At 74.7% G+C, this 21,271-nt stretch carries 23 protein-coding genes and 3 tRNA genes; 12 read left to right on the top strand and 14 right to left on the bottom strand.

The annotated features are described in order from the left end of the window. Positions 1 to 519, bottom strand: a complete 519-nt coding sequence (locus tag BKA00_RS04710; protein WP_185023744.1) for a YbaK/EbsC family protein — start codon at positions 517 to 519, stop codon at positions 1 to 3. A gap of 102 nt (positions 520 to 621) precedes the next feature. On the opposite strand from BKA00_RS04710, the gene BKA00_RS40245 reads away from it, so the two are divergent. The 3 genes from BKA00_RS40245 to BKA00_RS04695 are packed head-to-tail and all read left to right on the top strand — an operon-like array spanning position 622 to position 4,498. Beyond that, a complete protein-coding gene (locus BKA00_RS40245) occupies positions 622 to 1,314 on the top strand; it encodes a FadR/GntR family transcriptional regulator (RefSeq protein WP_185023743.1) in 693 nt (230 codons plus the stop codon). After that, positions 1,311 to 2,696, top strand: coding sequence for a hypothetical protein (locus BKA00_RS04700; protein ID WP_221493016.1), 1,386 nt, complete (start codon positions 1,311 to 1,313; stop codon positions 2,694 to 2,696). The genes BKA00_RS40245 and BKA00_RS04700 overlap by 4 nt, the downstream gene beginning before the upstream one ends. A gap of 5 nt (positions 2,697 to 2,701) precedes the next feature. Further along, positions 2,702 to 4,498, top strand: coding sequence for a GMC family oxidoreductase (locus BKA00_RS04695; protein WP_185033692.1), 1,797 nt, complete (start codon positions 2,702 to 2,704; stop codon positions 4,496 to 4,498). 9 nt (positions 4,499 to 4,507) lie between these two features. On the opposite strand, the gene BKA00_RS04690 is transcribed toward BKA00_RS04695, so the two are convergent. From BKA00_RS04690 to BKA00_RS04680, 3 genes are read right to left on the bottom strand one after another with little or no spacing between them, the layout of a single operon-like run. Next, entirely contained in the window at positions 4,508 to 5,155 is a 648-nt protein-coding gene (locus BKA00_RS04690) for a response regulator (RefSeq protein WP_185023742.1), read from the bottom strand. After that, the gene (locus BKA00_RS04685; RefSeq protein WP_230298925.1) at positions 5,146 to 6,336 is read right to left on the bottom strand and encodes a sensor histidine kinase; all 1,191 of its coding nucleotides are present in this window, start codon (positions 6,334 to 6,336) and stop codon (positions 5,146 to 5,148) included. The genes BKA00_RS04690 and BKA00_RS04685 overlap by 10 nt, the downstream gene beginning before the upstream one ends. Continuing rightward, positions 6,320 to 7,057 (bottom strand): DedA family protein, encoded by a 738-nt coding sequence (locus tag BKA00_RS04680; protein WP_185023741.1) that lies wholly within the window; start codon positions 7,055 to 7,057, stop codon positions 6,320 to 6,322. The genes BKA00_RS04685 and BKA00_RS04680 overlap by 17 nt, the downstream gene beginning before the upstream one ends. A 206-nt stretch (positions 7,058 to 7,263) precedes the next feature. On the opposite strand from BKA00_RS04680, the gene BKA00_RS04675 reads away from it, so the two are divergent. The 4 genes from BKA00_RS04675 to BKA00_RS04660 all read left to right on the top strand — a co-directional run bounded on the left by BKA00_RS04675 (position 7,264) and on the right by BKA00_RS04660 (position 10,208). After that, positions 7,264 to 8,079 (top strand): SAM-dependent methyltransferase, encoded by an 816-nt coding sequence (locus BKA00_RS04675; protein ID WP_185023740.1) that lies wholly within the window; start codon positions 7,264 to 7,266, stop codon positions 8,077 to 8,079. Between the two features lie 259 nt (positions 8,080 to 8,338). Then, positions 8,339 to 8,836, top strand: coding sequence for a hypothetical protein (locus tag BKA00_RS04670; protein ID WP_185023739.1), 498 nt, complete (start codon positions 8,339 to 8,341; stop codon positions 8,834 to 8,836). 161 nt (positions 8,837 to 8,997) lie between these two features. Next, positions 8,998 to 9,186 (top strand): DUF5999 family protein, encoded by a 189-nt coding sequence (locus BKA00_RS38610; protein ID WP_185033687.1) that lies wholly within the window; start codon positions 8,998 to 9,000, stop codon positions 9,184 to 9,186. 689 nt (positions 9,187 to 9,875) lie between these two features. After that, positions 9,876 to 10,208 (top strand): hypothetical protein, encoded by a 333-nt coding sequence (locus tag BKA00_RS04660; RefSeq protein WP_185035375.1) that lies wholly within the window; start codon positions 9,876 to 9,878, stop codon positions 10,206 to 10,208. Between the two features lie 41 nt (positions 10,209 to 10,249). Here the strand turns inward: BKA00_RS04660 and BKA00_RS04655 are convergent, their stop codons facing one another. The 3 genes from BKA00_RS04655 to BKA00_RS04645 are packed head-to-tail and all read right to left on the bottom strand — an operon-like array spanning position 10,250 to position 11,939. Then, entirely contained in the window at positions 10,250 to 10,720 is a 471-nt protein-coding gene (locus tag BKA00_RS04655) for an SRPBCC family protein (protein WP_185023738.1), read from the bottom strand. A 28-nt stretch (positions 10,721 to 10,748) separates the two neighbouring features. After that, positions 10,749 to 11,543 carry an SAM-dependent methyltransferase gene (locus tag BKA00_RS04650; protein ID WP_185023737.1) on the bottom strand — a complete coding sequence of 265 codons (795 nt, stop codon included), beginning with the start codon at positions 11,541 to 11,543 and terminating at the stop codon, positions 10,749 to 10,751. 42 nt (positions 11,544 to 11,585) lie between these two features. After that, positions 11,586 to 11,939 carry a PepSY domain-containing protein gene (locus BKA00_RS04645; RefSeq protein ID WP_185023736.1) on the bottom strand — a complete coding sequence of 118 codons (354 nt, stop codon included), beginning with the start codon at positions 11,937 to 11,939 and terminating at the stop codon, positions 11,586 to 11,588. A 132-nt stretch (positions 11,940 to 12,071) separates the two neighbouring features. Here BKA00_RS04645 and BKA00_RS04640 point away from each other — a divergent pair, with 132 nt between their 5' ends. Both BKA00_RS04640 and BKA00_RS04635 read left to right on the top strand, forming a co-directional pair. Continuing rightward, a complete protein-coding gene (locus BKA00_RS04640; RefSeq protein WP_185023735.1) occupies positions 12,072 to 12,752 on the top strand; it encodes a response regulator in 681 nt (226 codons plus the stop codon). Position 12,753: 1 nt separating this feature from the next. After that, entirely contained in the window at positions 12,754 to 14,172 is a 1,419-nt protein-coding gene (locus BKA00_RS04635) for a sensor histidine kinase (RefSeq protein ID WP_185023734.1), read from the top strand. A gap of 21 nt (positions 14,173 to 14,193) precedes the next feature. On the opposite strand, the gene BKA00_RS04630 is transcribed toward BKA00_RS04635, so the two are convergent. From BKA00_RS04630 to BKA00_RS04610, 6 genes are all read right to left on the bottom strand, one after another. Beyond that, entirely contained in the window at positions 14,194 to 15,363 is a 1,170-nt protein-coding gene (locus BKA00_RS04630; RefSeq protein WP_185023733.1) for an acyl-CoA dehydrogenase family protein, read from the bottom strand. A gap of 270 nt (positions 15,364 to 15,633) precedes the next feature. Next, positions 15,634 to 15,704: transfer RNA gene (locus BKA00_RS04625), tRNA-Gln, on the bottom strand. 90 nt (positions 15,705 to 15,794) lie between these two features. Further along, a tRNA-Gly gene (locus tag BKA00_RS04620) sits at positions 15,795 to 15,866 on the bottom strand. A 33-nt stretch (positions 15,867 to 15,899) separates the two neighbouring features. Beyond that, a tRNA-Ala gene (locus BKA00_RS04615) sits at positions 15,900 to 15,972 on the bottom strand. Between the two features lie 290 nt (positions 15,973 to 16,262). Next, a complete protein-coding gene (locus BKA00_RS39675; RefSeq protein WP_268248260.1) occupies positions 16,263 to 16,391 on the bottom strand; it encodes an LPFR motif small protein in 129 nt (42 codons plus the stop codon). A 54-nt stretch (positions 16,392 to 16,445) separates the two neighbouring features. Beyond that, positions 16,446 to 17,228 carry a putative protein N(5)-glutamine methyltransferase gene (locus BKA00_RS04610; protein ID WP_185023732.1) on the bottom strand — a complete coding sequence of 261 codons (783 nt, stop codon included), beginning with the start codon at positions 17,226 to 17,228 and terminating at the stop codon, positions 16,446 to 16,448. A 69-nt stretch (positions 17,229 to 17,297) separates the two neighbouring features. Between BKA00_RS04610 and BKA00_RS04605 the strand changes: the two genes are divergently transcribed. From BKA00_RS04605 to BKA00_RS04595, 3 genes are all read left to right on the top strand, one after another. Beyond that, positions 17,298 to 18,146: a pentapeptide repeat-containing protein gene (locus tag BKA00_RS04605; protein WP_185023731.1), complete on the top strand. Its 849-nt coding sequence runs from the start codon at positions 17,298 to 17,300 to the stop codon at positions 18,144 to 18,146. A 75-nt stretch (positions 18,147 to 18,221) separates the two neighbouring features. After that, positions 18,222 to 18,791, top strand: coding sequence for a hypothetical protein (locus tag BKA00_RS04600; RefSeq protein WP_185023730.1), 570 nt, complete (start codon positions 18,222 to 18,224; stop codon positions 18,789 to 18,791). Then, a complete protein-coding gene (locus BKA00_RS04595) occupies positions 18,782 to 19,891 on the top strand; it encodes a PrsW family intramembrane metalloprotease (RefSeq protein ID WP_185023729.1) in 1,110 nt (369 codons plus the stop codon). The genes BKA00_RS04600 and BKA00_RS04595 overlap by 10 nt, the downstream gene beginning before the upstream one ends. Here BKA00_RS04595 and BKA00_RS04590 read toward each other — a convergent pair. Next, entirely contained in the window at positions 19,857 to 21,239 is a 1,383-nt protein-coding gene (locus BKA00_RS04590; RefSeq protein ID WP_221493013.1) for an MFS transporter, read from the bottom strand. The two genes, BKA00_RS04595 and BKA00_RS04590, sit on opposite strands and share 35 nt — an antisense overlap. Positions 21,240 to 21,271 lie beyond the last annotated feature (32 nt).

Raw genomic sequence — 21,271 nt, 5'->3', positions numbered from 1 at the left:
TCACCGTGCGAGCGCGATGACCTCCGCTCCGGGGAGCCCGGCGAGGGCCCTGCCCGGAAGGAGGATCTTCGATCTGCGCAGGCCGCTGCCGATGACGACGTGCGGGGCGGCGGCGACGGCCTCGTCCACGAGGACCGGCCAGCCCGCGGGGAGGCCGACCGGGGTGATGCCGCCGTACTCCATGCCGGTCAGGGACGTGGCGTCGGCCATCGGCGCGAAGGAGGCCTTCCGGGCGCCCAGGTGCTTGCGGACCACGCCGTTGACGTCGGCGCGGCCGGTCGCGAGGACCATGCACGCGGCGTGGGCGACCTCGCCGCCGCGCTTGGCGGCGACGACCACGCAGTTGGCGCTGGCGTCGAGGGGGACGCCGTAGCGCTCGCAGAACGCCGCCGTGTCGGCGAGGTCCGGGTCGATCTCGGCGGCCTCGGCGCCCGGAAGGCCGCCGATCGCCGCGGCCACCGGGTCCGCCAGCAGGTCGCGCCGTTCGTTCGCGGGTCCCCAGTCGAGCGTGCCGGCCATGTCCCCATCCCCTCTCGTGATGCCCCCACCCTGCCACGGTCTTGACGGCAGGGCCGCCGTCGTGGTCCAGTGGCTCATCCACTCATCCTCTGGAGGTCACCGGTGCCGTCGTCCCCCATCCCCCGCGACACGGTCGTCGACGCGCTCGTCGACCGGCTGCGCGACGACGTGCTCGGCGGCCGCTACCCGCCCGGCTCCTACCTGCCGCCGGAGCGGGACCTCGCCGCCGGCTACGCCGTCACCCGGACGTCGCTCAAGCACGCGATCGTCCGGCTCGCGCAGGCCGGCCTGCTGGAGACGCGCCACGGCGTGGGGACGCGTGTGCGCGACTACGAGCGGCTGGGCGGGCCCGAACTGCTGCCGATGCTGGTCAGCACCGTCGGCACGGCCTGGATGGCGGAGATCTTCGAGGTGCGGCGCGAGGTCGGCGCACAGGTCGCGGCCAAGGCGGCGATCCACGCGACCGCCGAGCAGCGGGCCCGGCTGCGGGAGCTGGCCGCGCGGGTCAGGAACGCGGCCGGAGCCGACGAGGCCCAGCTGGCCGAGTGCGAGGTCCACCGGGTCATCGCGGCGGCCACCGGCAACCGGGTCTACGGGTTCATGGTCAACGCCCTGCTGAACGCCTACCTCGCCGTCCGGGAGGGCTTCACGCACGCCTTCGCCGACCCCGTGGCGGCCGCGGACCGGCTCGCGCCCCTGGTCGACGCCCTGTGCGACGGCGACGCCGCGCGGGCGCGCGAGGCGGCGGGCGCCTACTTCACCGAGACCGAGTCGGTCATGCGGGGCACGCGGTGAGCGCGCGGCGCACGGTCTTCACCGAGGTGATGGAGGGGACGCTGCGGCTCGCCGGGGAGGACCGCGACCGCCCGATGCGGCTGGAGCTGGCCGCCGACCTGCCGGGCGTGCTGCGTCCCTGGGGCGATGCGGAGGGGGCGCTGACCGGGCGGGTCCGCGTACCGGGCTGGGCGGACGACCCGGCGGCGTCCGGGCGGCTGCGGGTGGCTCCGCTCGCGGCGCGCCGGATCCGCTACACGCTCGCCTTCACCGCCGGCGACGGACGGCGGCTGCGCCTGGACGGATGGAAGACCGCCAGCCCGCGGCGCCCCGTCCGGTCGATGACGTTCCTGCCGCTCACGGTGACCGGCGAGGACGGGGCCGTGGCGGGTGAGGCGCGGCTGCGCTTCGACCTCCGCCGCGACCTCGCCCGCTTCCTCGGCGGCTTCCGTTTCCCCGGGCCCGACCCCCTGCGGTCGCGCTGGCGCGGGCAGGCGGGGCGGCTGGAGGTCTGGTACACGACCCTGACCGACCCGGCGACCGGGACCGGCGTCTGGATCCACCACGAGCTGGTCGCGCCGGCCGAAGGCGCGGCGGACGCGGGAGCGGCGCGGGCGCACGGCTGGGCCGCCGTCTTCCCGCCCGGCGAGGCGCCGGTGCTCGCGCGGTTCGGCCCGGAGACGTGGAGCCCCCCGCGGGACGCCGCGTTCGCCGCCGGGTCCGTCGCGCAGGCCGGCGGGCGGCTCACCGGCGAGGCCGGAGCCCTCGCCTGGGACCTGCGCGAGTCAGGCGGCGGCCGGCCCCTCTACACGTTCCCGCGCTGGGCGTGGGAGTCGGAGCTGCTGCCCGCCGCGCAGATCGTCCCGAGGCCCGCCGCGTTGTACGACGGCGTGGTGCGGTTCGGCGACGGGGTCCTCGACCTGGCCGCCGCGCCCGGCGCGTCCGCCCGCGTCTACGGGCACGGGAACGCGCGGCGCTGGGCGTGGCTGCACGCCGACCTCGGCGGCGGTGACGTGTGCGAGATCGTGGCGGCGGTCTCGACGCGCCCGGGAATGGACCGCCTTCCCCCGCTGCCGTTCGTCCGGTTCCGGATCGACGGCGCCGACCTGACCTCCGGCGACCCGCTGCTCGCTGCGCTGCGGTTGCGCGCCCGCATCGGCCTCCCGGTCTGGACGGTCCACGGCCGGATCGGCGACCGGCGCGTCCACGTGCGGGTGTCGCTGCCGCCCGGGGAGACCGTCGCGGTCGACTACACCGACCCGGACGGCGCCCCGGCCGTCTGCCACAACTCCGAGCGCGCCGACGTCCGGATCGCCCTGGCCAGGCGTGCGGGACGCGGCTGGGAGACCGAGCGCGAATGGCGCCTGGACGGCACCGGCCACGCGGAGGTGGGGCTGCGGTGAGCGCGATGACCGGAACGGTCGCCGCGCTGCTCGGCATCGAGGACGCCGGCGACCTGGCGCGGGTGTCCGCCCGGGCGGAGGCCATCGGCCGGGCGCTCCCGGCGCCCGCGCGGCTCGGCCTGCGCGCCGGCGCGGGAACGCTGGACGCGCTGTCCCGGCTCGCCACCGGGCACCCGCTGGACGGCCTGGACCCCGACCGCCGCGAGGCGTTCTGCGCCCTGCTGACCTCCCGCGAGCCGGCGGCGCGGCTCGTGGAGGCGCTGAAGATCCCCCTGCTCCTCGCCGCCGGCACCGAGCTGCTGCCGCCGCCCAGAACCTCCGGCGACCCGCGCCCCGACGCACCCCTGGACTGCACGCCGTCGGACGGGTGGCCCGCGTGCTCGACCGCCGACGCCGTCGTGATCGGATCGGGCGCGGGCGGCGCGATGGCGGCGCGGACCCTCGCCCGGCGCGGTATGTCGGTGGTGGTCCTGGAGGAGGGGCGGCGGTTCACCGTCGCCGAGTTCCGCGACCGGCCGCCGCTCGACCGGTTCCTCGACCTGTACCGCGACGGCGGCTCCACCGTCGCGCTCGGCCGCCCGCCGGTGCTGCTGCCCCAGGGCCGCGCGGTCGGCGGGACGACCGTCGTCAACAGCGGTACCTGCTACCGGACGCCGGAGCGCGTCCTGCGGCGGTGGGCGGACCTCGGCGCCCCGGTCGGGGACTTCGGCGACCGCCTCGACGAGGTCGAGGCCACGCTGCGGGTCGCGCGGCAGCCGATCGGACCCCTCGGCCGCAACGGGCTGATCGCGCTGGAGGGCGCCGAGCGGCTCGGCTGGCGCGCCGGGCCGCTGCGCCGCAACGCGCCCGACTGCGTGGGCAGCGGCCAGTGCGCCGCGGGCTGCCCGCACAACGCCAAGTACGGCGTCCATCTGAACGCGCTCCCCCAGGCGTGCGAGGCGGGGGCGCGGATCGTCTCGCTGGCCCGGGTCGAACGCGTCCTCGTCGAGCGCGGCACGGCCACCGGCGTGCGCGCGCGCCGCCCGGACGGCACGGCCTTCGAGATCCTCTCGCCCCGCGTCGTCGTCGCGGCCGGCGCCCTGGAGACGCCGCTGCTGCTGAGGCGGTCGGGCATCGGCGCGCATCCCGGGCTGGGACGCGGCATGGCCGTCCACCCCGCGACGAACATCGCCGGGCGGTTCGCCGAGCCGGTCGTGTCCTGGTCGGGGGTGATGCAGAGCGTCGGCGTCGAGGAACTGCACGGCGACGGGATCCTCATCGAGGCGACCGCGAGCCCGCCCGGCATGAGCTCGTTCCCGCTGCCGGGCGCGGGACGGGAGCTGCGCCGCGCGCTGCGGGGCGCCGACCGCCTCGCCGTGCTCGGCGCGATGATCGCCGACGCCCCCTCGGGCCGCGTGCACGGCGCCCGGCACCGCCCGCTCGTCCGCTACGGGCTGGCCCGCGAGGACGCGGCCCGGCTGCGGCGGGCGCTCGTCGCGATGGGCCGGATCCTGTTCGCGGCCGGTGCCGAGGAGGTCCTCACCGGCCTGCCCCGCCGCCCGGTCGCCCGCGACGAGGCCGAGCTCACGCGCGCCGCGGCGACGGCGTCCGGCGGCGACCTGCACCTGGCCGGGTTCCACCCGACCGGGACGGCGAAGCTCGGCGCCGACGCCGCGAGGGCGCCGGTCGACCCGTCCGGGCGGCTGCGCGGCGTGCGGGGCGTGCACGTGGCCGACGCGTCGGTCCTGCCGACCTGCCCCGAGGTGAACCCGCAGCTCACCATCATGGCGATGGCGCTGCGGATCGCCGACGGGATCGGGTAGGCGCCGCCGTCAGGAGCCCAGGTACCGCAGGACGGCCAGGACGCGGCGGCTGTACCCGGTCGCGTGCGACAGGTCGAGCTTGTCGAAGATCGCGTTGACGTGCTTCTCTACGGCGCTCTGCGAGATGTGCAGGTGGGCGGCGATCGAGGCGTTGGTGTGCCCCTGCGCCATCGTGTCGAGGACGTCCCGCTCGCGCGGGGTGAGGCGCGCCAGCGGGTCGCCCTGCGCGCCGTGCGCGGCCAGCAGCCGGCGCACCACCTCCGGGTCGAACGCGGCGCCGCCCGCGCCGACCCGCTCCAGGGCGTCGAGGAACTCGTCGACCTGCGCGACCCGGTCCTTCAGCAGGTAGCCGACGCCCGCGGTGTCCGCGGTGATCAGCTCGGCGGCGTAGCGCTTCTCCACGTACTGCGACAGCACGAGCACCCCGACGCCCGGCCAGCGCCGCCGGATCTCCAGGGCGGCGCGCAGCCCCTCGTCGGTGTGGCTGGGCGGCATCCGGACGTCGACGACCACGACGTCGGGCGGTCCCGCGGCCACCGCCGCGATCAGCGCGTCGCCGTCGCCGACCGCCGCCTCCACCCGATGGCCCTCCTCGGCGAGCAGCCGCACCAGGCCCTCGCGCAGCAGCGTGGAGTCCTCGGCCAGCATCACCCGCATGGCAGCTCCGCGGTGATCACGGTCGGGCCGCCGCGCGGGCTGTCCACGGCGAACGTCCCGTCCAGCGCGGCGACCCGGCGGGCCAGCCCGGCGAGCCCGCCGCCGCCCGGGTCGGCTCCCCCGTCCCCGTCGTCCTCGATGCGCACGCCGATCATTGTCGCCGATCCCGCCACGGCCACCCGCACGGACGCGGCCCCGGAGTGCTTGGCGGCGTTCGTGACGGCCTCGCAGACGACGAAGTAGGCCGCCGTCTCGACCGCGTGCGGAGGCCGGCCGGGCACGTCGTACTCGATCGCCACCGGCAGCGCGGACCGCTCGGCCACGGTCTCCAGCGCCGCCCGCAGCCCCTCGCCGTCCAGCGCTGCGGGGTAGACCCGCCAGGTGACCTCCCGCAGGTCCGCGAGCGCCCGCTGCGACTCCTCGTGGGCCTGCCTCAGCAGCTCGGCCGCCCGCTCCCCGTCGCCGGCGCGACGGGCCCGCCCGATCAGCATGCCGAGCGCCACGAGCCGCTGCTGGACGCCGTCGTGCAGGTCGCGCTCGATGCGGCGCCGCTCGTCGTCCACCGCGTCCACCACCTGCGCCCGCGTCACCGACAGCTGCGCGATGCGGCGCTCGTACTCCTCCAGCGGGCTCGGCCCGAGGCAGCGCCTGGCCACGCTCCGCTCCATCGCCGCGACCCCGACCAGGCCCTGCACCGCGAGGAAGAGCAACACCACGCCCGCGACGGCCGTGTACAGGACGATCCACCAGGCCGGCGGGATGCCGTCCATGTAGTCGCCCGTGATCCACCAGCCCACCGCCAGCCGGACCGACGCCGCGGCCCCGTAGGCCAGCAGCAGCAGGATCACACCGCCGAGCAGGCCCACCGGCACCCGCAGCACGAGGTAGGCGAGCGCCTTCAACGGGCCGTACCGGACGGCCCGGTCCTCGCCGAGGAACGCCCGGAGCCTCCAGAGCTCCAGCTCGGCCAGGAGCTCGGCGCCGTCCGCGACGGCTCCGGGGACCTTCCGGCGCCCGCGCGAGAACGCCATCGAGTACGCCATCAGCAGCGCCGCCACCGCCAGCAGCACCAGCTCAGCCCCGGCCGTCAGCGCGCCGAGCAGCAGGCCCGCGGCGGCGCGCGCCACCGCGCGCGGCCCGCCGCGCGGCCCGCCGCGCGGCACCTCAAAAGTCGCGATCACGTGTGAGCTCTCTCGCCTCCGCTCGATGGCCTCCGCCCGCCTCCGCCCGATGGGCCCCCGGCCCGGGCCGCCGCCCCGACCGGCGGGACTTCACGATACGTACGGAGACGAACGCCAGCGCCGCCAGCCCGACCAGCGCGACCACGGCCTTGGAGTAGACGCCGACGTACTCCTCCACCGTCCGCCAGTTGTCCCCGAGCCCGTACCCGGCCAGCACGAACACCGTGTTCCACAGCAGGCTGCCGAGGGCGGTGTAGAGCAGGAACGTCGCCATCCTCATCCGCTCCACCCCGGCCGGCACGGAGATCAGGCTGCGGAAGATCGGGATCATCCGGCCGAAGAACACGGCCTTGGCGCCGTGCCGGACGAACCACGCCTCCGTCCTGTCCAGGTCGTCGAGCTTGACCAGCGGCAGCCGGGCCACCATCGCGCGGATCCGGTCCCGCCCGATCAGCGCGCCGATCCCGTACAGGGCCAGGGCCCCGGCCACGCTGCCGGCCGTCGTCCACGCGAGCGCCGCCACCAGGCTCATCCGGCCCTGCGCGGAGGCGAACCCCGCCAGGGGCAGGATCACCTCGCTCGGCAGCGGCGGGAACAGGTTCTCCAGCGCGATCGCCAGCCCCGCCCCCGGCGCGCCGAGCTTGTCCATCAGGTCCGTCGCCCACCCCGCGACGCCTCCCGAGGGCTCGGTCCCGGCCGCCGCGTACATCGTTTCGATCATTTCAACGACGCTAGGAACCCGAGCGCCCCCGCCGCCATGGAGCGCACCGCCGATCCGTCCGGCCGCGCACCGCACCCCGGCCCCTGCGGAAAACCGCACCCCGGCCGCGCCGAAAACCCGGACGGAAGCGGGGATCCGGCCTACTGTTGGATCACCGCCGTCGCCCGTTCACGGGATCAGGGCGCACAACAGAAGGAGCCGCGCGCGTGGCCGACGACCTCCCCGAGAACGCACCTCCGGGCATCGACCCCACCACGCCCACCTTCGCGCGCGTGTACGACTACTTCCTCGGCGGCAAGGACAACTTCGCCGCCGACCGCGAGGTGGCCGACATGGTGATGCAGCTCGTGCCGGAGGCCCCCGTCGTGGCCCAGGGCAACCGGGTCGCCATCGAGCGGGCGGTGACCTACATGGCCCGCGACCTCGGGATCGACCAGTTCGTCGACATCGGGTCGGGGCTGCCCACGTCGTCCAACGTGCACCAGTTCGCCCGGGCCGCCAACCCGGACGCGCGGGTGGTGTACGTCGACAACGACCCGATCGTGCTGGCGCACGGGCGGGCGCTGCTGACCGAGACCGGCGTCGCGACGTTCATCCAGGGCGACCTGTACGAGCCCGAGAAGATCTTCACCGACCCGGCGCTGACCCGGCTGCTCGACCTCTCGCGCCCGGTGGGCGTCGTGCTGGCCGCGATCATCCACCACGTGCCGGACGAGCGCGACCCGGCCGGGGTCGTCCGATCGCTGCTCCCGTTCCTGGCGCGCGGCAGCCACGTCGTGCTCACCCACCTGCACGACTCGGGGGACGACCCGCGCGTCGAGGAGGCCAAGCGCATCCTGCAGTCGGGGCTCGGCGGTTCCTACTTCCGGCACTCCTCCGAGGTCGAGCGGTTCATGGAGGGCCTCACGATCCTGGAACCGGGGGTGGCCCACGTGACCGAGTGGCGGCCCGCCGGCCCCGCCGGGCCGCTGGAGCACCCGCTGCACACGCAGATGGTCGCGGTGCTCGGCAAGAAGGACTGATCGGCGGATTCAGCGGAGAGTGAAACCGGTTCCGCCGCCGGCCGGCTGAGGAGGAGCCTCGGAGGCCCGGTTCCCGCAGGCCGCGCGGTTACGGACGGCCTCGCCTCCCGGTTTCGGACCAGAGCCGGGTCATGATCCAGGCAAAGGATCTTTTTGATCGACTTTTCCGTTTAGAGCCTTTCTTGTAGCGTTCGCAGCGTTTTGTGAAGTGCATTCATGATCGGACTTTCCCGCCGCAAGATCATGTGAGGACGCCGCGATGCCCCTGGCGACAGGCCTGGCCGCGGCCGCGTTCGTGGGCCTGCTGACGCTCCTGGCCACCGCGCGGCGCGGCAGGCGCCCCGACCGCTCGGACGACGGGCACCCCGAGTCGCTGACGGCCGTCCTCGACCCGGGGGACGAGGAGTACCTCGCATGGCTGGCCGACCACCACTGGCCGGCGGACGAGTACCTCGACCTGGAGCACGAGTGGCGGATCGAGCTGGAGTTCGGCGAGCCGGCCGGCCACTACGAGTCGCCGCTGTGCCCCCGGTGCGACCTGCGCCGCGAGGACGTCTGGCCGTGCCCCGCCTGCGGCAGGCTCCTGCACTCCACCTGCGGCCACGGAATGCGGCGCCGCACGGTCGAGCGCCCCTACCGGACGCACGGCACCAACTCCGAGGCGGTCGTCGCGGAGTGGATCTGCACGGGCTGCACGGCCGTCGTCGGGCTGGACGTGGACCACGGCGGCGAACCCGACGGTGGCATCTTGTACTGAATCGCCCCTGATTGCCCGAGCTTGGACGTGTTCACACGCGGACGAGGGTAAAAAATTCGCCAGCCACTTGCATATTTCGGACGCGGCGCGGCAGGCTGCAATATGTCCTTAATCACGTGGGACACCCGTGGAGGAACCCTGTGACCGCCCAGCACGACACCATCTGCCAGCACCAGCCGTCCTGTCCGCTGCCGGACGACCTCGACCGCGAGGCCGCGCGGATCATCGCCGCCCACCCCGAGCAGGGGTGGAGCCTTCTGTGCAACGGCGTCGTCGTCTTCGACGACACCGGCGAACTCCTTCCCGACGGCCGGATCATCGCCCCGCACCGCCCCACCACCGCCGCCTAGAGCCGCCGCCCCGTCCCGGCACGATCGTCCGTCGCGTGCCGGTCGTTCCCGACGCCGGGCCCGCTCCCGCGGCCCGGGACACTGCGGGCGCCCCATCGCGGCTTCCGCGCAGCACGCTCCCCCGGACACGGCCATCCGCCGCAGGTCCCCCGCGTGAGTCCTTGAACCGGCGCTCGTCCTCGAACGCGCCGGCCCGCGCCCCGGCCACCGAGACCCTCCACTCGCCCCGGGCCGCCGCCACCGCGCTCTGATCGTCATGGCTCCACGACCCACCGTGGAAAGGCCGCGACGCCGCGCGAAGCCGCGCCTCTCCGGCAGCCCCCGCCGCCCGGTGCCGTTCTCCCGGCTCCGGCCCATGCCGAGGCCACTTTTCAGCGCCTTCGTGAGGCGACCACCACCGGACTCCAACCCGCGAGCCAAACCCTGGCAGCGTGCGACGAAAGCCCGCGTGTCGTGGCGCCCCCGGGCGAGCATCGCGCTCAGCCTTGGAGAGGAGACCGGCCAGGGGCGGGGCGAACCCAGGTGGACCCCGCCCGTTCGCGTGCGTCCGCATGAGACGCCACGCGCTGTCCGTCTCTGCAGATCCGCATGTCGGGCTCCCATCCGACGGGCGATCCCGGTAGCGTTCAACTGTTTTGCTACTTACGCAACAATCATGCGGAACTCGACCGCGAAAGGACGGTGTGGGTGTGGTCACAGTCCTGGTCCTCGCGTCCCTGGTCGCCCTGTTCGGCCTCTTCCTGCCGAACCTCCTCCACCCCATGCCGTCGCGACGCGCCCCGGAACCGCCTCGGCCCGCCCCGGAGCCGCGGCATCCCGCCTCCGAGGCGCCGCACGCCGTCCCGCCCCCCGCCGCCGGTCCCCCGGGCCACCCGGAGTCCATGACCGCCGAGCTGGACCCGGGCGACGAGGAGTACCTCGCCTTCGTGGCCGACGAACTCTGGCCCGACGACGAGTACCTGGAGCTGGAGCACACCACCGACGGCGAAGAGGAGTCCGGCGGCAGCAGCATGCGCATGTGACCGGGCACGCGGTGGTGGATCGTTCCGAAGCGCGCGGCCGGCTACGTGGTGGGGAGGGGAGCGCCCGTCTCCAGGAGGGTCTTGAGGCCGGACAGGACGTGCGGCCAGCCGTGCCGGGACATGCTCAGCAGCGTCTCGCCGCCCTCGTGGACGACGGTCAGCCGCACCGTCTCCCCGACGGGTTCGAGCTCGCAGGTCACCGTGGAGCGGGGCTCCCGCAGGAGCCGGGCGCGGGTCCCCTCGTCCACGCCGGCCGACCGCGCCCACTCCGGCGTGAAGGTGTGCCAGGTGTAGGAGAGGCGCCGCCCCGGGACGGCCTCGAGCACGACCTGCTCGGGGTCGGACGTCGTCGCGCCCTCCTCGTGCCAGGTGACGGCCGACCCGGGCCGCCAGTCGGTCTCGAAGGCGACGCCCCAGTAGCGGCGCGTGAAGGCCGGGTCGGTGAGCGCCTCCCAGAGCCCCTCGGGCGTGCTCTTGATGTAGATCGTGTAGACGAACTCGTTCCCGGTCATCGCGTCCTGCTCCAGGGGGCCTGAGGGGCTAGGGCTTGCGGCCTACGGCGCCGTAGGCGTCCACGGCCTCCGGCTCGGCCGAGTCCGGCCGCCAGTGCGTCACCGGGACGATGCCCGGCTCCACGAGTTCCAGCCCGTCGAAGAAGCGCCCGATCTCCTCGGGCGTCCGCAGGACGAGGGACGCGTTGCCCGAGGCGTTCCAGACGTCCACGATCCGGTCGGACGCCTCTCCGTGCACGACGTTCGTCCCGTCGTACATGGCGAAGTAGCTGCCGGAGGGGACCGCGTCCATGAGCCGCCGCACGATCCCGTACACCTGGTCGTCGTCCGTCACGAACTCCAGGATGCCCATCAGCGTGAACGCGATCGGACGGCCGAAGTCGAGCGTCTCGGCGGCGCCCTCCAGGATCGCGTCCGGGTCGCGCACGTCCGCGTGGATGTAGGCGGTGCTCCCCTCCGGCGTGCTGGTGAGAAGGCTCTTCGCGTGCTCCAGGACCGAGGGGTCGTTGTCGACGTAGACGATCCTCGACTCGGGGGCGGCGCGCTGGGCGACCTCGTGGGTGTTGTCCACCGTGGGCAGCCCCGTGCCGATGTCGATGAACTGGCGGATCCCGGCCTCGGCGGCCAGGTGCCACACCACCCGGTTCAGGAAGAGCCGGGAGGCCCGTGCCAGCCGCGCGACGTCCGGCAGCATCCCGAGGATCTGGTCCCCGACCTCGCGGTCCACGGGATAGTTGTCCTTGCCGCCGAGCCAGTAGTTCCAGATGCGCGCCACATGCGGGACGCTCGTGTCGATGCCGGGCCCGGGCCTCTGGTCGCTCATGGGCCACCCCCTCGGCCGAACCCTTCCCGCTACGGGGGGAGGTCAGTCATCGTCGTCCGTCACCTCGGCGACCACCTTGCCGGTCGCGGCGTCCACGGTGACCTCGTGCTCGCTGCCGCCGGCACCGGTGACGTCGACCTCCCAGACGCTCGTGCCGTGCTCGCCGTCCAGCTCGATCTCCTGGACCTTCCCGGGTACGGCCTTCAGCGCCGCGTCCGCGGCCTGCGCCAGCGAGACGGCCGTCCTCGCCGGCGTCCCGCCGGAGGGCGAGTCGCCGTCGCCGCCGTCCGCGGCGGCGATCGCGGCCGTGGCCCCTCCCGCCGCGAGCGCGCCCGCGGCGACCACCGTGACCAGCAGGCCGCGGCCCGCGACCATGCGCCGTGCGTCGAACCTCATCGCAACTCCCGTCTCCGGGTGCGTGCCGGCCTCTCCGGCCGCACCTTCCGCCCTGGACGATGCCGGGCGTTCCTGTAGCGCCGCTGAAGCAACCTGAAGCCTTCTTCAGGTGCGGTTTGGCAGGCTGTGGGGATGCGCCTGCTGATCGTCGAGGACGAGAGACGCCTGGCCGCCTCGCTCGCGCGGGGCCTGACGGCCGAGGGGTTCGTGGCCGAGGCCGTCCACGACGGCGCCGAGGGGCTGCACCGGGCACTCGGCGGCGGGTACGACCTGATCATCCTCGACATCATGCTGCCCGGGATGAACGGCTACCGGGTGTGCGCGGCGCTGCGCGCGGCGGGCGACGAGACGCCGATCCTCATGCTGACCGCCAAGGACGGAGAGTACGACGAGGCGGAGGGCCTGGACACCGGCGCGGACGACTACCTCACCAAGCCGTTCTCCTACGTGGTGCTCGTGGCCCGCGTCCGCGCGCTGCTGCGCCGCCGGACGCGGGGCGCGGCGCCCGCCATCGTGCTCGGCGACCTCACCGTCGACCCGGCGGCGCGGCGCGTGTACCGGGGCGAGGCCGAGGTGGAGCTGACCGCCAAGGAGTTCGCGGTGCTGGAGCACCTGGCGTCGAACGCGGGGCGCGTCGTGTCGAAGGCTCAGATCATCGAGGCGGTCTGGGACTTCGCCTACGACGGGGACCCCAACATCGTCGAGGTGTACGTGAGCGCGCTGCGCCGCAAGCTCGACGTCCCCTTCGGCCGCCGGTCGATCACGACGGTGCGCGGCGCCGGGTACCGGCTGGCCCGGGACGGGGGCGCCTGACATGGCCCGCCGCCCGGCGTCCGTCCGCGCCAGGACGACCCTGGGCGCGACCGCCGTGGTGGCCGTCGCGCTCGTCGCCGCCGGGCTCGCGGTGGTGCTGCTGCTGCGCTCGAACCTCGGCGGGCAGGCCGACCTGAGGGCCGAGGTGGCGGCCCGCGAGGTGGCCTCGCAGCTCGCCGCCGGCATCCCGTTCGCGGCGCTCGACCTGCCGGACGGGGAGGACCACCCCGTGCAGGTCGTGGACGAGGACGGCCGGGTGCGGGCGGCCAGCGAGGACCTGCGGCGGATCCACGGGACCGGCTCCCCCGGCGTGCGGGCCGGGCAGCCCCCGCCGCGCGGCGACGATGACGACGGCGGTGACGACGATCCGGCGCGCGGCGAGGTGTCGGGCGGCGACCCGGAATTCTCCACCGGCCGTGCCACCGTCGACGACCGCACGGCCGACTACCGGTTCGCGGCCGTCGAGGTGACCACGCCGCGGGACGAGACCGTGACCGTCTACGCGGGCGCCGACCTCGCCGCCGCCCGGGACGCGGTCGGGACCGCCGTCCGGGCGATGCTCGCCGGGCTGCCGCCGCTCCTCGCCGTCGTCGCGGGGGTGACATGGCTGGTCACGCGGCGCGCGCTGCGCCCGGTGGAGGCGGTCCGGGCGGAGCTGGCCGAGATCACCTCCTCCGGCGACCTGGCCCGGCGGGTACCGGTGCCGGGCGCGCGGGACGAGATCGCCGGGCTGGCCGCCACCACGAACGCGACGCTCGCCGCGCTGGAGGAGTCGGTGGCGCGGCAGCGCGGGTTCGTCGCGGACGCCTCGCACGAGCTGCGCAGCCCCATCGCCTCGCTGCGCACCCAGCTGGAGGTCGCCGCCGCGCATCCGGAGCTGCTGGACGTCGGCGGTCTGACCGAGGACGTCCTGCGGCTCCAGCGGCTCGCCGCCGACCTGCTGCTGCTCGCCCGCATCGACGCCGGGGACCGTCCACCGGCCAGGCCCGTCCCGCTCGGCGGGCTCGTCCTGGACGAGCTGGAGCGCCGCGCCCCCGGCGACCGGATCGCGGTGCGGGCGTCGATCGAGGCCGATCCGCGCGTCATGGGGGTGCCGGGGCGGCTGTCGCGGGTCGTCGGCAACCTGCTCGACAACGCCCAGCGCCACGCGCGCTCCGCGGTCCGCCTGTCGGTGGCCGAGGAGGCGGGCACGGCGGTGGTGCGGGTCGCCGACGACGGGCCGGGGGTGCCGCCCGCCGACCGCGAGCGGATCTTCGAGCGGTTCGTGCGGCTTGACGACGCGCGCAGCCGGGACGAGGGCGGCGCGGGCCTCGGGCTCGCCATCGTCCGCGACCTGGTGCTGGCGCACGGCGGGGACCTCGCCGTGCGCGAGGCCCCCGGCGGCGGCGCGCTGTTCGAGGTGCGGCTGCCGGCCGTCTGAACCGGCTCCCCGGCGGCCCCGCTATTTCAGGAGCTGGCGGGCCATGACCATGCGCTGGATCTGGTTGGTGCCCTCGTAGATCTGGGTGATCTTGGCGTCGCGCATCATCCGCTCCACCGGGAAGTCCCGCGTGTACCCGTACCCGCCCAGCAACTGCACCGCGTCGGTCGTCACGTCCATCGCCACATCCGAGGCCAGCGCCTTGCACGCCGACGACACGAACGTCAGGTCCGGCACCCGCTCCCCCGCCATCGCCCGCTCGGACTTGACCGCCGCGTGATACGTCAACTGCCGCGCCCCCTCCAGCCGCATCGCCATGTCCGCCAGCATGAACCGCACACCCTGGAAATCAGCGATCGCCTTGCCGAACTGCCGCCGCTGCTTCACATACCCCACCGCGAAGTCCAGCGCCCCCTGCGCGATCCCCAGCGCCTGCGCCGCGATCGTGATCCGCGTATGGTCCAACGTCGCCAGCGCCGTCTTGAACCCCGTCCCCTCCGCACCGATCATCCGATCCGCCGGAACCCGCACACCCTCCAGCACCACCTGACGCGTCGGCGACCCCTTGATCCCCAGCTTGCGCTCCTTGGGCCCGAACGACACCCCCGCGTCCTGCTCGGAGTCCACCACGAACGCCGAGATCCCCCGCGCCCCCGCCGAAGGATCGGTCACCGCCATCACCGTGTAGAACCGCGACACCCCCGCATTGGTGATCCACATCTTGGTCCCGTTCAGAACCCACCCATCACCCTCACGCACCGCACGCGTCTTCATCCCCGCCGCGTCCGACCCCGCCTCGGCCTCCGACAACGCATACGAGAACATCGCCTCCCCACGCGCCACCGGCCCCAGAAACCGCTCCTTCAACCCCTCCGACCCCGCCAGCAGAACCGGCACCGTCCCCAGCTTGTTCACCGCCGGAATCAACGAAGAAGAAGCGCACACCCGCGCCACCTCCTCGATCACCACCACCGTCGCCAGCGCATCGGCCCCCGCACCCCCGTACGATTCGGGCACGTGCACCGCATGCAGATCGCCGGCCACCAACGCGTCCAACGCCTCCTGCGGGAACCGCGACTCCTCATCCACCTCCGCCGCGAAAGGAGCGATCTTGGCCTCGGCCAGCTCACGCACCGAGCTCCGCAGCAGCTCATGCTCCTCAGACGGCGCGTACGCGGGGAAGTCGCTCATCGTTCCTCCAGGATGGCGGGGATCCGGGCCGATATTTTGACGGCCAATATTTGGACGCCAAAATAAGCGAGCCCGCGGACGCCGTCAAGGCGTCGCAGGTGGTCACAGGTGGCGCAGCAGCAGGCCAGCGCCGGGTCGTCGTTGCCGCGCCGCCAGGCCGGGCTCAGTTCCACGGGCGCCGGGTCCGGCAGGTCGACGGGCCGGAACACCACGCCCGCGTAGCGGGAGCCGGCCGACCGGCCCCGTCCGCCCGCCGCGCCGCCGCACGAGCTGCTGGAGCAGGGGTCGAACCTGCATGACGTGATCCAGAGTCACGCATCCTGCCATTGGATGATCCAGCACGGGTGCCCGCCGGCGGGCGGTGGCGTCCGCCCGCCCGTGGGCACGGGCAGGACCGGCCGGGGGTCGTTACTCCCGCCGGTCCAGTCCAGAACCGCACCCGGGAATCGAACCCGGTTCCGCTGATTGGAAGTCAGCCGCCTCACCATTCAGGCCTGTGCGGCGCGCGGAGCCGGGAAGGCTCCACTCGAAGGCCGTGGATCGGGCCGGATTCGAACCGGCATCCTCCCGCTTGCAAGGCGGACGCTCTCCCAATTGAGCTACTGACCCCGAAGAAAACGAAAGGCCGCGGGGATCTCTCCCCGGCGGCCTCCGGCTGAGCCTGACGGCCCTATCCAGAGGCGTTTCCGATAAAGGCGGGACCCTGACCCGCACGGGCCCCGAGGGGCTGCCGGGCCTGCCGGACGATGGTCGTGACCATGGCCGCCGCTCCTTCCCGTTCGTTTCCGATCAGTGCCTTGCTCCTATGGTGCGGGTCGCCGGCCGGACTCGCAACGCCTTTTCCATGCGACCGCCCCGGGCCGTTCGGGGAGAACGGCCCGGGGCGAGTCGGAAATGCGTCACGCCGCCCCGCGGCGGCTACGGCCGCGACCGGGGGTCAGCAGCCGCCCCAGAACGCGGAACGGAAGGGTCACGACGCTGACGATCGTCCCGACAATGGCGCTGATCGCTGCGCTGATGCGGCGCATCTGGCTTCACTCCTTCGGTTCGGTCCTGACCGACCGATACCCGCCTGTGGAGTTTTACACCGGCTTTGCGCCGACGATGACGGTGGCATAGAACTCCTCGGACGTCGCGACCGAGGCCGCGAGGCCGCCGCCCTCCACGGCGGCGACGGCCGCGGCGACCTGCCGCTCACTCGTCTCGAACAGCAGGCGGCCGCCCGGGGCGAGCCAGTGCGACGCCTCCGCGGTGACGCGGCGCAGCACGTCGAGGCCGTCCGGGCCTCCGTCGAGCGCCGAGCGCGGCTCGTGGTCGCGCGCCTCCGCCGGCATCAGCGCTACGTCCCCGGTAGGGACGTAGGGGACGTTGGCGAGAAGCACGTCGATCCGTCCGCGAAGCTCGGCGGGCACGGGCTCGAAGAGGTCGCCCTCGTGGGCCGTGCCGCCGTACGGCGCGATGTTGCCGCGGGCGCAGCGCACCGCCGCGGGTTCGATGTCGGCGGCGTGCAGGACGCACTCGTCCATGCCGGAGGCGAGCGCGGCCCCGAGCGCGCCCGAACCGCAGCACAGGTCGAGGACCACCGGGCGGGGAGGCGCGAGGGCGTGCGCCCGCCGGACGAGGAACTCGGTGCGGGGCCTGGGTACGAAGACCCCGGGTTCGACGGCGATCCGCAGACCGCAGAACATCGCCCAGCCGAGGACGTGTTCGAGCGGCTCGCCGTTCGCGCGCCGCTCCACCATGGCGGCGGCGGCGTCCGGGGTGCGGACCGCGGAGAGGATGAGACGCGCCTCGTCCTCCGCGAAGACGCAGCCCGCGGCGCGGAGCCTGGAGACGATGGCGGGCTCGGTGAGGGGTGCTGTCATAAGAGTCCGCAACTGTATCCGGCACCGCGCCGTACCGGATGTTCAGGGCACGGCCGACCCGGCGCGACAATGGAGCGTCGTCCACGAGCCGGGGGTCGGGGAGTGTCGGACAGATCGGATCTGAGGGCCGACTGCGCCAGTTGCTTCGGGCTGTGCTGCGTCGCGCTGCCGTTCGCCAGGTCCACCGACTTCGCCATGGACAAGGACGCGGGCGAGCCCTGCCGCAACCTCCTGGCCGACTTCCGCTGCGGCATCCACACCGACCTCCGGCGGCGCGGCTTTCCGGGCTGCACGGTCTTCGACTGCTTCGGCGCCGGCCAGAAGGTGTCGCGCGAGACCTTCTCCGGCGAGGACTGGCGCGGGCATCCGGACGTCGCGAGCCGCATGTTCGCGGTGTTCCCCGTCATGCGGCAGCTCCACGAGCTGCTCTGGTACCTGGACCAGGCCGCGGCGATGCCGTCCTCCGGCCCGGTCCGCGACGAGCTGCGGCGGGCGTCCGACGAGGTCGACCGCCTCACCGGGGGCGGCCCGGCCGAACTCGCCGAGGTGGACGTCCGGGCCGTCCGGGAGAGGGTGAACGGCCTGCTGTCGCGGGCGGGAGAGCTCGCCAGGGCCGGTGTCCCCGGACGGAAGAACCGCCGGGGCGCGGACCTGATGGGGGCGAGGCTCAGGGGGGCCGACCTGCGCGGCGCCGATCTGCGCGGCGCGTACCTGATCGCCGCCGACCTGCGGGGGGCGGACCTGCGGCTCGCGGACCTGACCGGCGCGGACCTGCGGGACGCCGACCTGCGCGGCGCCGACCTCACCGGGTGCCTCTTCCTGACCCAGGCGCAGCTCGACTCCGCGCGCGGCGACGCGGCGACGCGGCCGCCCGCGGCGCTCTCCCGGCCCGCGCACTGGGCGCCCCCCGCGCCCTGATCTTGTTTAGCCGCTCCGGCAAGGGGCATTTTCGCCTGTCAAAGGGCATTTCCGCAGCGCACGTCGGGGGGTCGCGTGGTGCGGGTCACATGGTGGGGAACGGGCGTCGTGGCGCTCGTGCTGCTGGTCCTCGGTGCCGGGCTTCCCTTGTTCGACCGGGCCCTCGGGACACGCGGGCGGCCGCTGGAACCGGGCACGGTGGTATCGGTCGGGACGGAGCGCGGCGGCGTCCGCCCGGTGACGTTCTCGGTCACCTCCCCCGGCTGGGCCCTGAACCCGGGTGCCACCTCCCTCGCCAGCGGCGCCGAGCTGCTCAGCGGCGACGTGGTCTTCGACCTCAGCGTGGTGGTCCCGCTGGGATCGGCGGACGCGCGGGCGCTGTGGGGCGGCCTCGGGCGGATCGTCGCCGCGGGCGGGCGCACGCGCCTCGGGACCGGGCCCGTCCCGTTCACGACCGCGCAGGGCCTGACCGGGCTGACCGGGCGGCTCGCCGGGCGGGAGCGCGTCGGCACGGCCACCGTCTTCGCCAAGGGGACGCTCGGCGCGGCGGTCACGGCGACGGGGCCGCCGCGTGCCTACGGGGACGCGGCCCCGCAGATCGAGGCGATGGTGCGGACGATCAGGATCACCGCGCCATGGCGGTGAACCGCGGCGGCCCGGCGCCGCGTCCCGCGTTCTGGCTGTGGGCGGCGGCGTGCCTGCTCGGCGCCTGGATCGCGCTGCGCGGGATCGGCGCGCACGTCGAGGCGTTCCCCGGCGGCGCGATCGCCGGGGCCGTGCTGCTCGCACCGGCGCTGGCCGGCGGAGTGTGGCTGCTGCGGCGGCTGCACCCCGTCCGCTCGCCGCCGCTCGGCTACGCCCTGATCGCGGTGGCGTGGGGCGGGCTGGCCGCGTTCGGGACGGCGCTGCCCGCCAACGCCGCGTTCCAGGCGATCGTCGGGAAGACGGCGGGGCCGGAGTTCAACGCGGCGTGGGGCGCGTCGATCGCCGCGCCGGTCAACGAGGAGATCCTGAAGCTGCTCGGCGTCGCGGCCCTGGCGCTGATGGCGCCGGCCGCGGTCCGCGGGCCGCTCGACGGGTGGGGCTACGGCGCGCTGTCGGGACTGGGCTTCCAGTTCGCGGAGAACTTCCTGTACGTCCTGAACACGATCGTCCTGACGGGCGCCACGCACGACGCGAACGCGGCGTTCTTCTCGTTCGGCACCCGGGTGGTCTGCGGGGCCTGGTGGAGCCACTGGGCGATGACCGCGGTCGGCGGCGCGGGCCTCGGCCTTCTGATCGGACGCGCCTCCAAGGCGCACCTCACCGTCGCGGTGGGCGCGTTCGTCCTGGCGATGGCGCTGCACTCGTGGTGGGACGCGCCCGTCCTTTCCGGGCTGGTGCTGATGCCGGTGAAGGGCGCGCCGATCCTGCTGGCGGCGGTCGTCGCCTACCGCCTGGCCAGGCGCCGCTACCTCTCCCACTTCCGGCGCACCGTGCACGCCGAGACGCGGGGCGGCGTCCTCGTGCCGGGCGAGGGCCACGTGCTCGCCTTCCGCAAGTGGCGCAGGAAGGAGCAGTGGAGCGTGCCGGCCGGGGAGACGCGCCGGCTGCTCGACCGGCTCCGGGCCGCCGAGCTCGCCCTCATCGAGGACGGCCTCGGCGGCCTGGAACCCGACCCGCTGGCCGCCGAGCGGCTGCGCACCGACATCCGCGCGCTGCGCGGCGACCTCAAGGCGTCCGGCGCGAACGTGCGCGTGGCGTAGCGGCCAGGACGCACGCGCAGACGGCGGCGGCCGCGAACAGCGCGTAGGCGGGGTCGCGGGGGCCGCCCCCGGCGCCGACCGGCGCGAACGCCCCCATGATCGCGACACCGAGGGTGGCGCCGAGCTGGCGGACGGCGTTCAGCAGGCCGCCCGCCGCGCCCGCCGTCCCCTCGGGGGCCGCGGCGACGACCATCGTCGCGAGGGCGGGCAGCGCGAACGACACGCCGAACCCGGTGCACAGCAGGCCCGCGACGAGCGGCGGATAGGACGCGCCGTGCAGGAGCACGGCACCGAACAGCACTCCCCCGGCGCTCAGCAGGGCCAGGCCCGCCAGGACGGGACGGCGGGGACCGGTCCGCGCGACGATGCGCCCGGTGAGCAGCGGGTTGAAGGCGAACGGCAGGGTCATCGGCAGGAACGCCAGGCCGGTCTGGAACGGCGTCAGGCCGAGGGCCTGCCGGAACACCAGCGGCAGCACGAACAGCACCCCGGTCATGACGAAGTTGACCGCGGCGCCGGCGGCCAGTGCGGCGCCCATCCCCGGCGCCCGGAGCACCGCCGGGAGCAGGACCGGCGCCCGGCTCCCGCGCTCGCGGACCGCGAACGCCGCGCCCGCCGCGACCGCTCCGGCCGCCGAGGCGGCCGCGTGGACGCCGGAGCCGCCGCCCACGGCGATGAGGGCGTCGGTCAGCAGTCCGAGCGCGGCGCACGCGAGGATCTGCGCCACCGGGTCGATGCGCCGGGTCCCGCGCGGGCAGCGCACGGACCGTCCCGCCGCGAGCGCGAGGACGGCGGCGGCGAGCGGGACGTTGATCAGGAAGATCGCGCGCCAGCCGGCGAGGCCGACCAGGGCGCCGCCCGCGACGGGGCCGGCCGCGAGGGCGGCGCCGCTGGTCGCCGCCCATGCCGCCACGGCCCGGGCGCGCTCGGCCGGCGCGGGGTACAGCCGGACGATCATCGCCATGGACGCGGGCACGCAGGCCGCGGCGGCGGCGCCGAGGACGGCGCGCAGCGCGGTGAGCGTCCACAGGTCCGGCGCGGCGGCGCACAGCAGCGACCCGGCGCCGAAGGCCGCGACGCCCGCGCGGAAGACGCGGTGCGCGCCGAACCGGTCGGCGACGGCGCCCGCCGACAGCAGCAGCGCCCCGAACACGACGGTGTAGCCGGTGACGGCCCACTGGAGTCCCGCGACCGTCCCGTGCAGGGAGTCGGCCAGGTCGGGTTCGGCCACCGACAGGACGGTCGTGTCGAGCAGCACCATGAAGTAGCCGAGTGAGATGCCGAGCAGGGCGAGGCCGCGCCTCCTGGGGGGCGTCTGCGCCGGAGAGGGTGAGAGAACCGGGGTCATGGCGCCCCAGTCTGGGAATCCGCGGCGCAGGG

It is taken from the genome of Actinomadura coerulea, assembly GCF_014208105.1.
Classification (GTDB): domain Bacteria; phylum Actinomycetota; class Actinomycetes; order Streptosporangiales; family Streptosporangiaceae; genus Spirillospora; species Spirillospora coerulea.
The sequence above is the reverse complement of the archived record's forward strand: the minus strand, read 5'-3'. Positions and strand labels throughout refer to the sequence as shown.

Bases quoted from the DNA above. Each gene is read 5' to 3' on its own strand.
- BKA00_RS04680 (WP_185023741.1), bottom strand. From the start codon at position 7,057: ATGATCGAAACGATGTACGCGGCGGCCGGGACCGAGCCCTCGGGAGGC.
- BKA00_RS04690 (WP_185023742.1), bottom strand. From the start codon at position 5,155: ATGCGGGTGATGCTGGCCGAGGACTCCACGCTGCTGCGCGAGGGCCTG.
- BKA00_RS04645 (WP_185023736.1), bottom strand. From the start codon at position 11,939: ATGAGGTTCGACGCACGGCGCATGGTCGCGGGCCGCGGCCTGCTGGTC.
- BKA00_RS39675 (WP_268248260.1), bottom strand. From the start codon at position 16,391: ATGCGCCGCATCAGCGCAGCGATCAGCGCCATTGTCGGGACGATCGTC.
- BKA00_RS04610 (WP_185023732.1), bottom strand. From the start codon at position 17,228: ATGACAGCACCCCTCACCGAGCCCGCCATCGTCTCCAGGCTCCGCGCC.
- BKA00_RS04640 (WP_185023735.1), top strand. From the start codon at position 12,072: ATGCGCCTGCTGATCGTCGAGGACGAGAGACGCCTGGCCGCCTCGCTC.
- BKA00_RS04605 (WP_185023731.1), top strand. From the start codon at position 17,298: ATGGAGCGTCGTCCACGAGCCGGGGGTCGGGGAGTGTCGGACAGATCG.
- BKA00_RS04595 (WP_185023729.1), top strand. From the start codon at position 18,782: ATGGCGGTGAACCGCGGCGGCCCGGCGCCGCGTCCCGCGTTCTGGCTG.
- BKA00_RS04710 (WP_185023744.1), bottom strand. From the start codon at position 519: ATGGCCGGCACGCTCGACTGGGGACCCGCGAACGAACGGCGCGACCTG.
- BKA00_RS04655 (WP_185023738.1), bottom strand. From the start codon at position 10,720: ATGACCGGGAACGAGTTCGTCTACACGATCTACATCAAGAGCACGCCC.
- BKA00_RS04590 (WP_221493013.1), bottom strand. From the start codon at position 21,239: ATGACCCCGGTTCTCTCACCCTCTCCGGCGCAGACGCCCCCCAGGAGG.
- BKA00_RS04670 (WP_185023739.1), top strand. From the start codon at position 8,339: ATGCCCCTGGCGACAGGCCTGGCCGCGGCCGCGTTCGTGGGCCTGCTG.
- BKA00_RS04695 (WP_185033692.1), top strand. From the start codon at position 2,702: ATGACCGGAACGGTCGCCGCGCTGCTCGGCATCGAGGACGCCGGCGAC.
- BKA00_RS04630 (WP_185023733.1), bottom strand. From the start codon at position 15,363: ATGAGCGACTTCCCCGCGTACGCGCCGTCTGAGGAGCATGAGCTGCTG.
- BKA00_RS04635 (WP_185023734.1), top strand. From the start codon at position 12,754: ATGGCCCGCCGCCCGGCGTCCGTCCGCGCCAGGACGACCCTGGGCGCG.
- BKA00_RS04650 (WP_185023737.1), bottom strand. From the start codon at position 11,543: ATGAGCGACCAGAGGCCCGGGCCCGGCATCGACACGAGCGTCCCGCAT.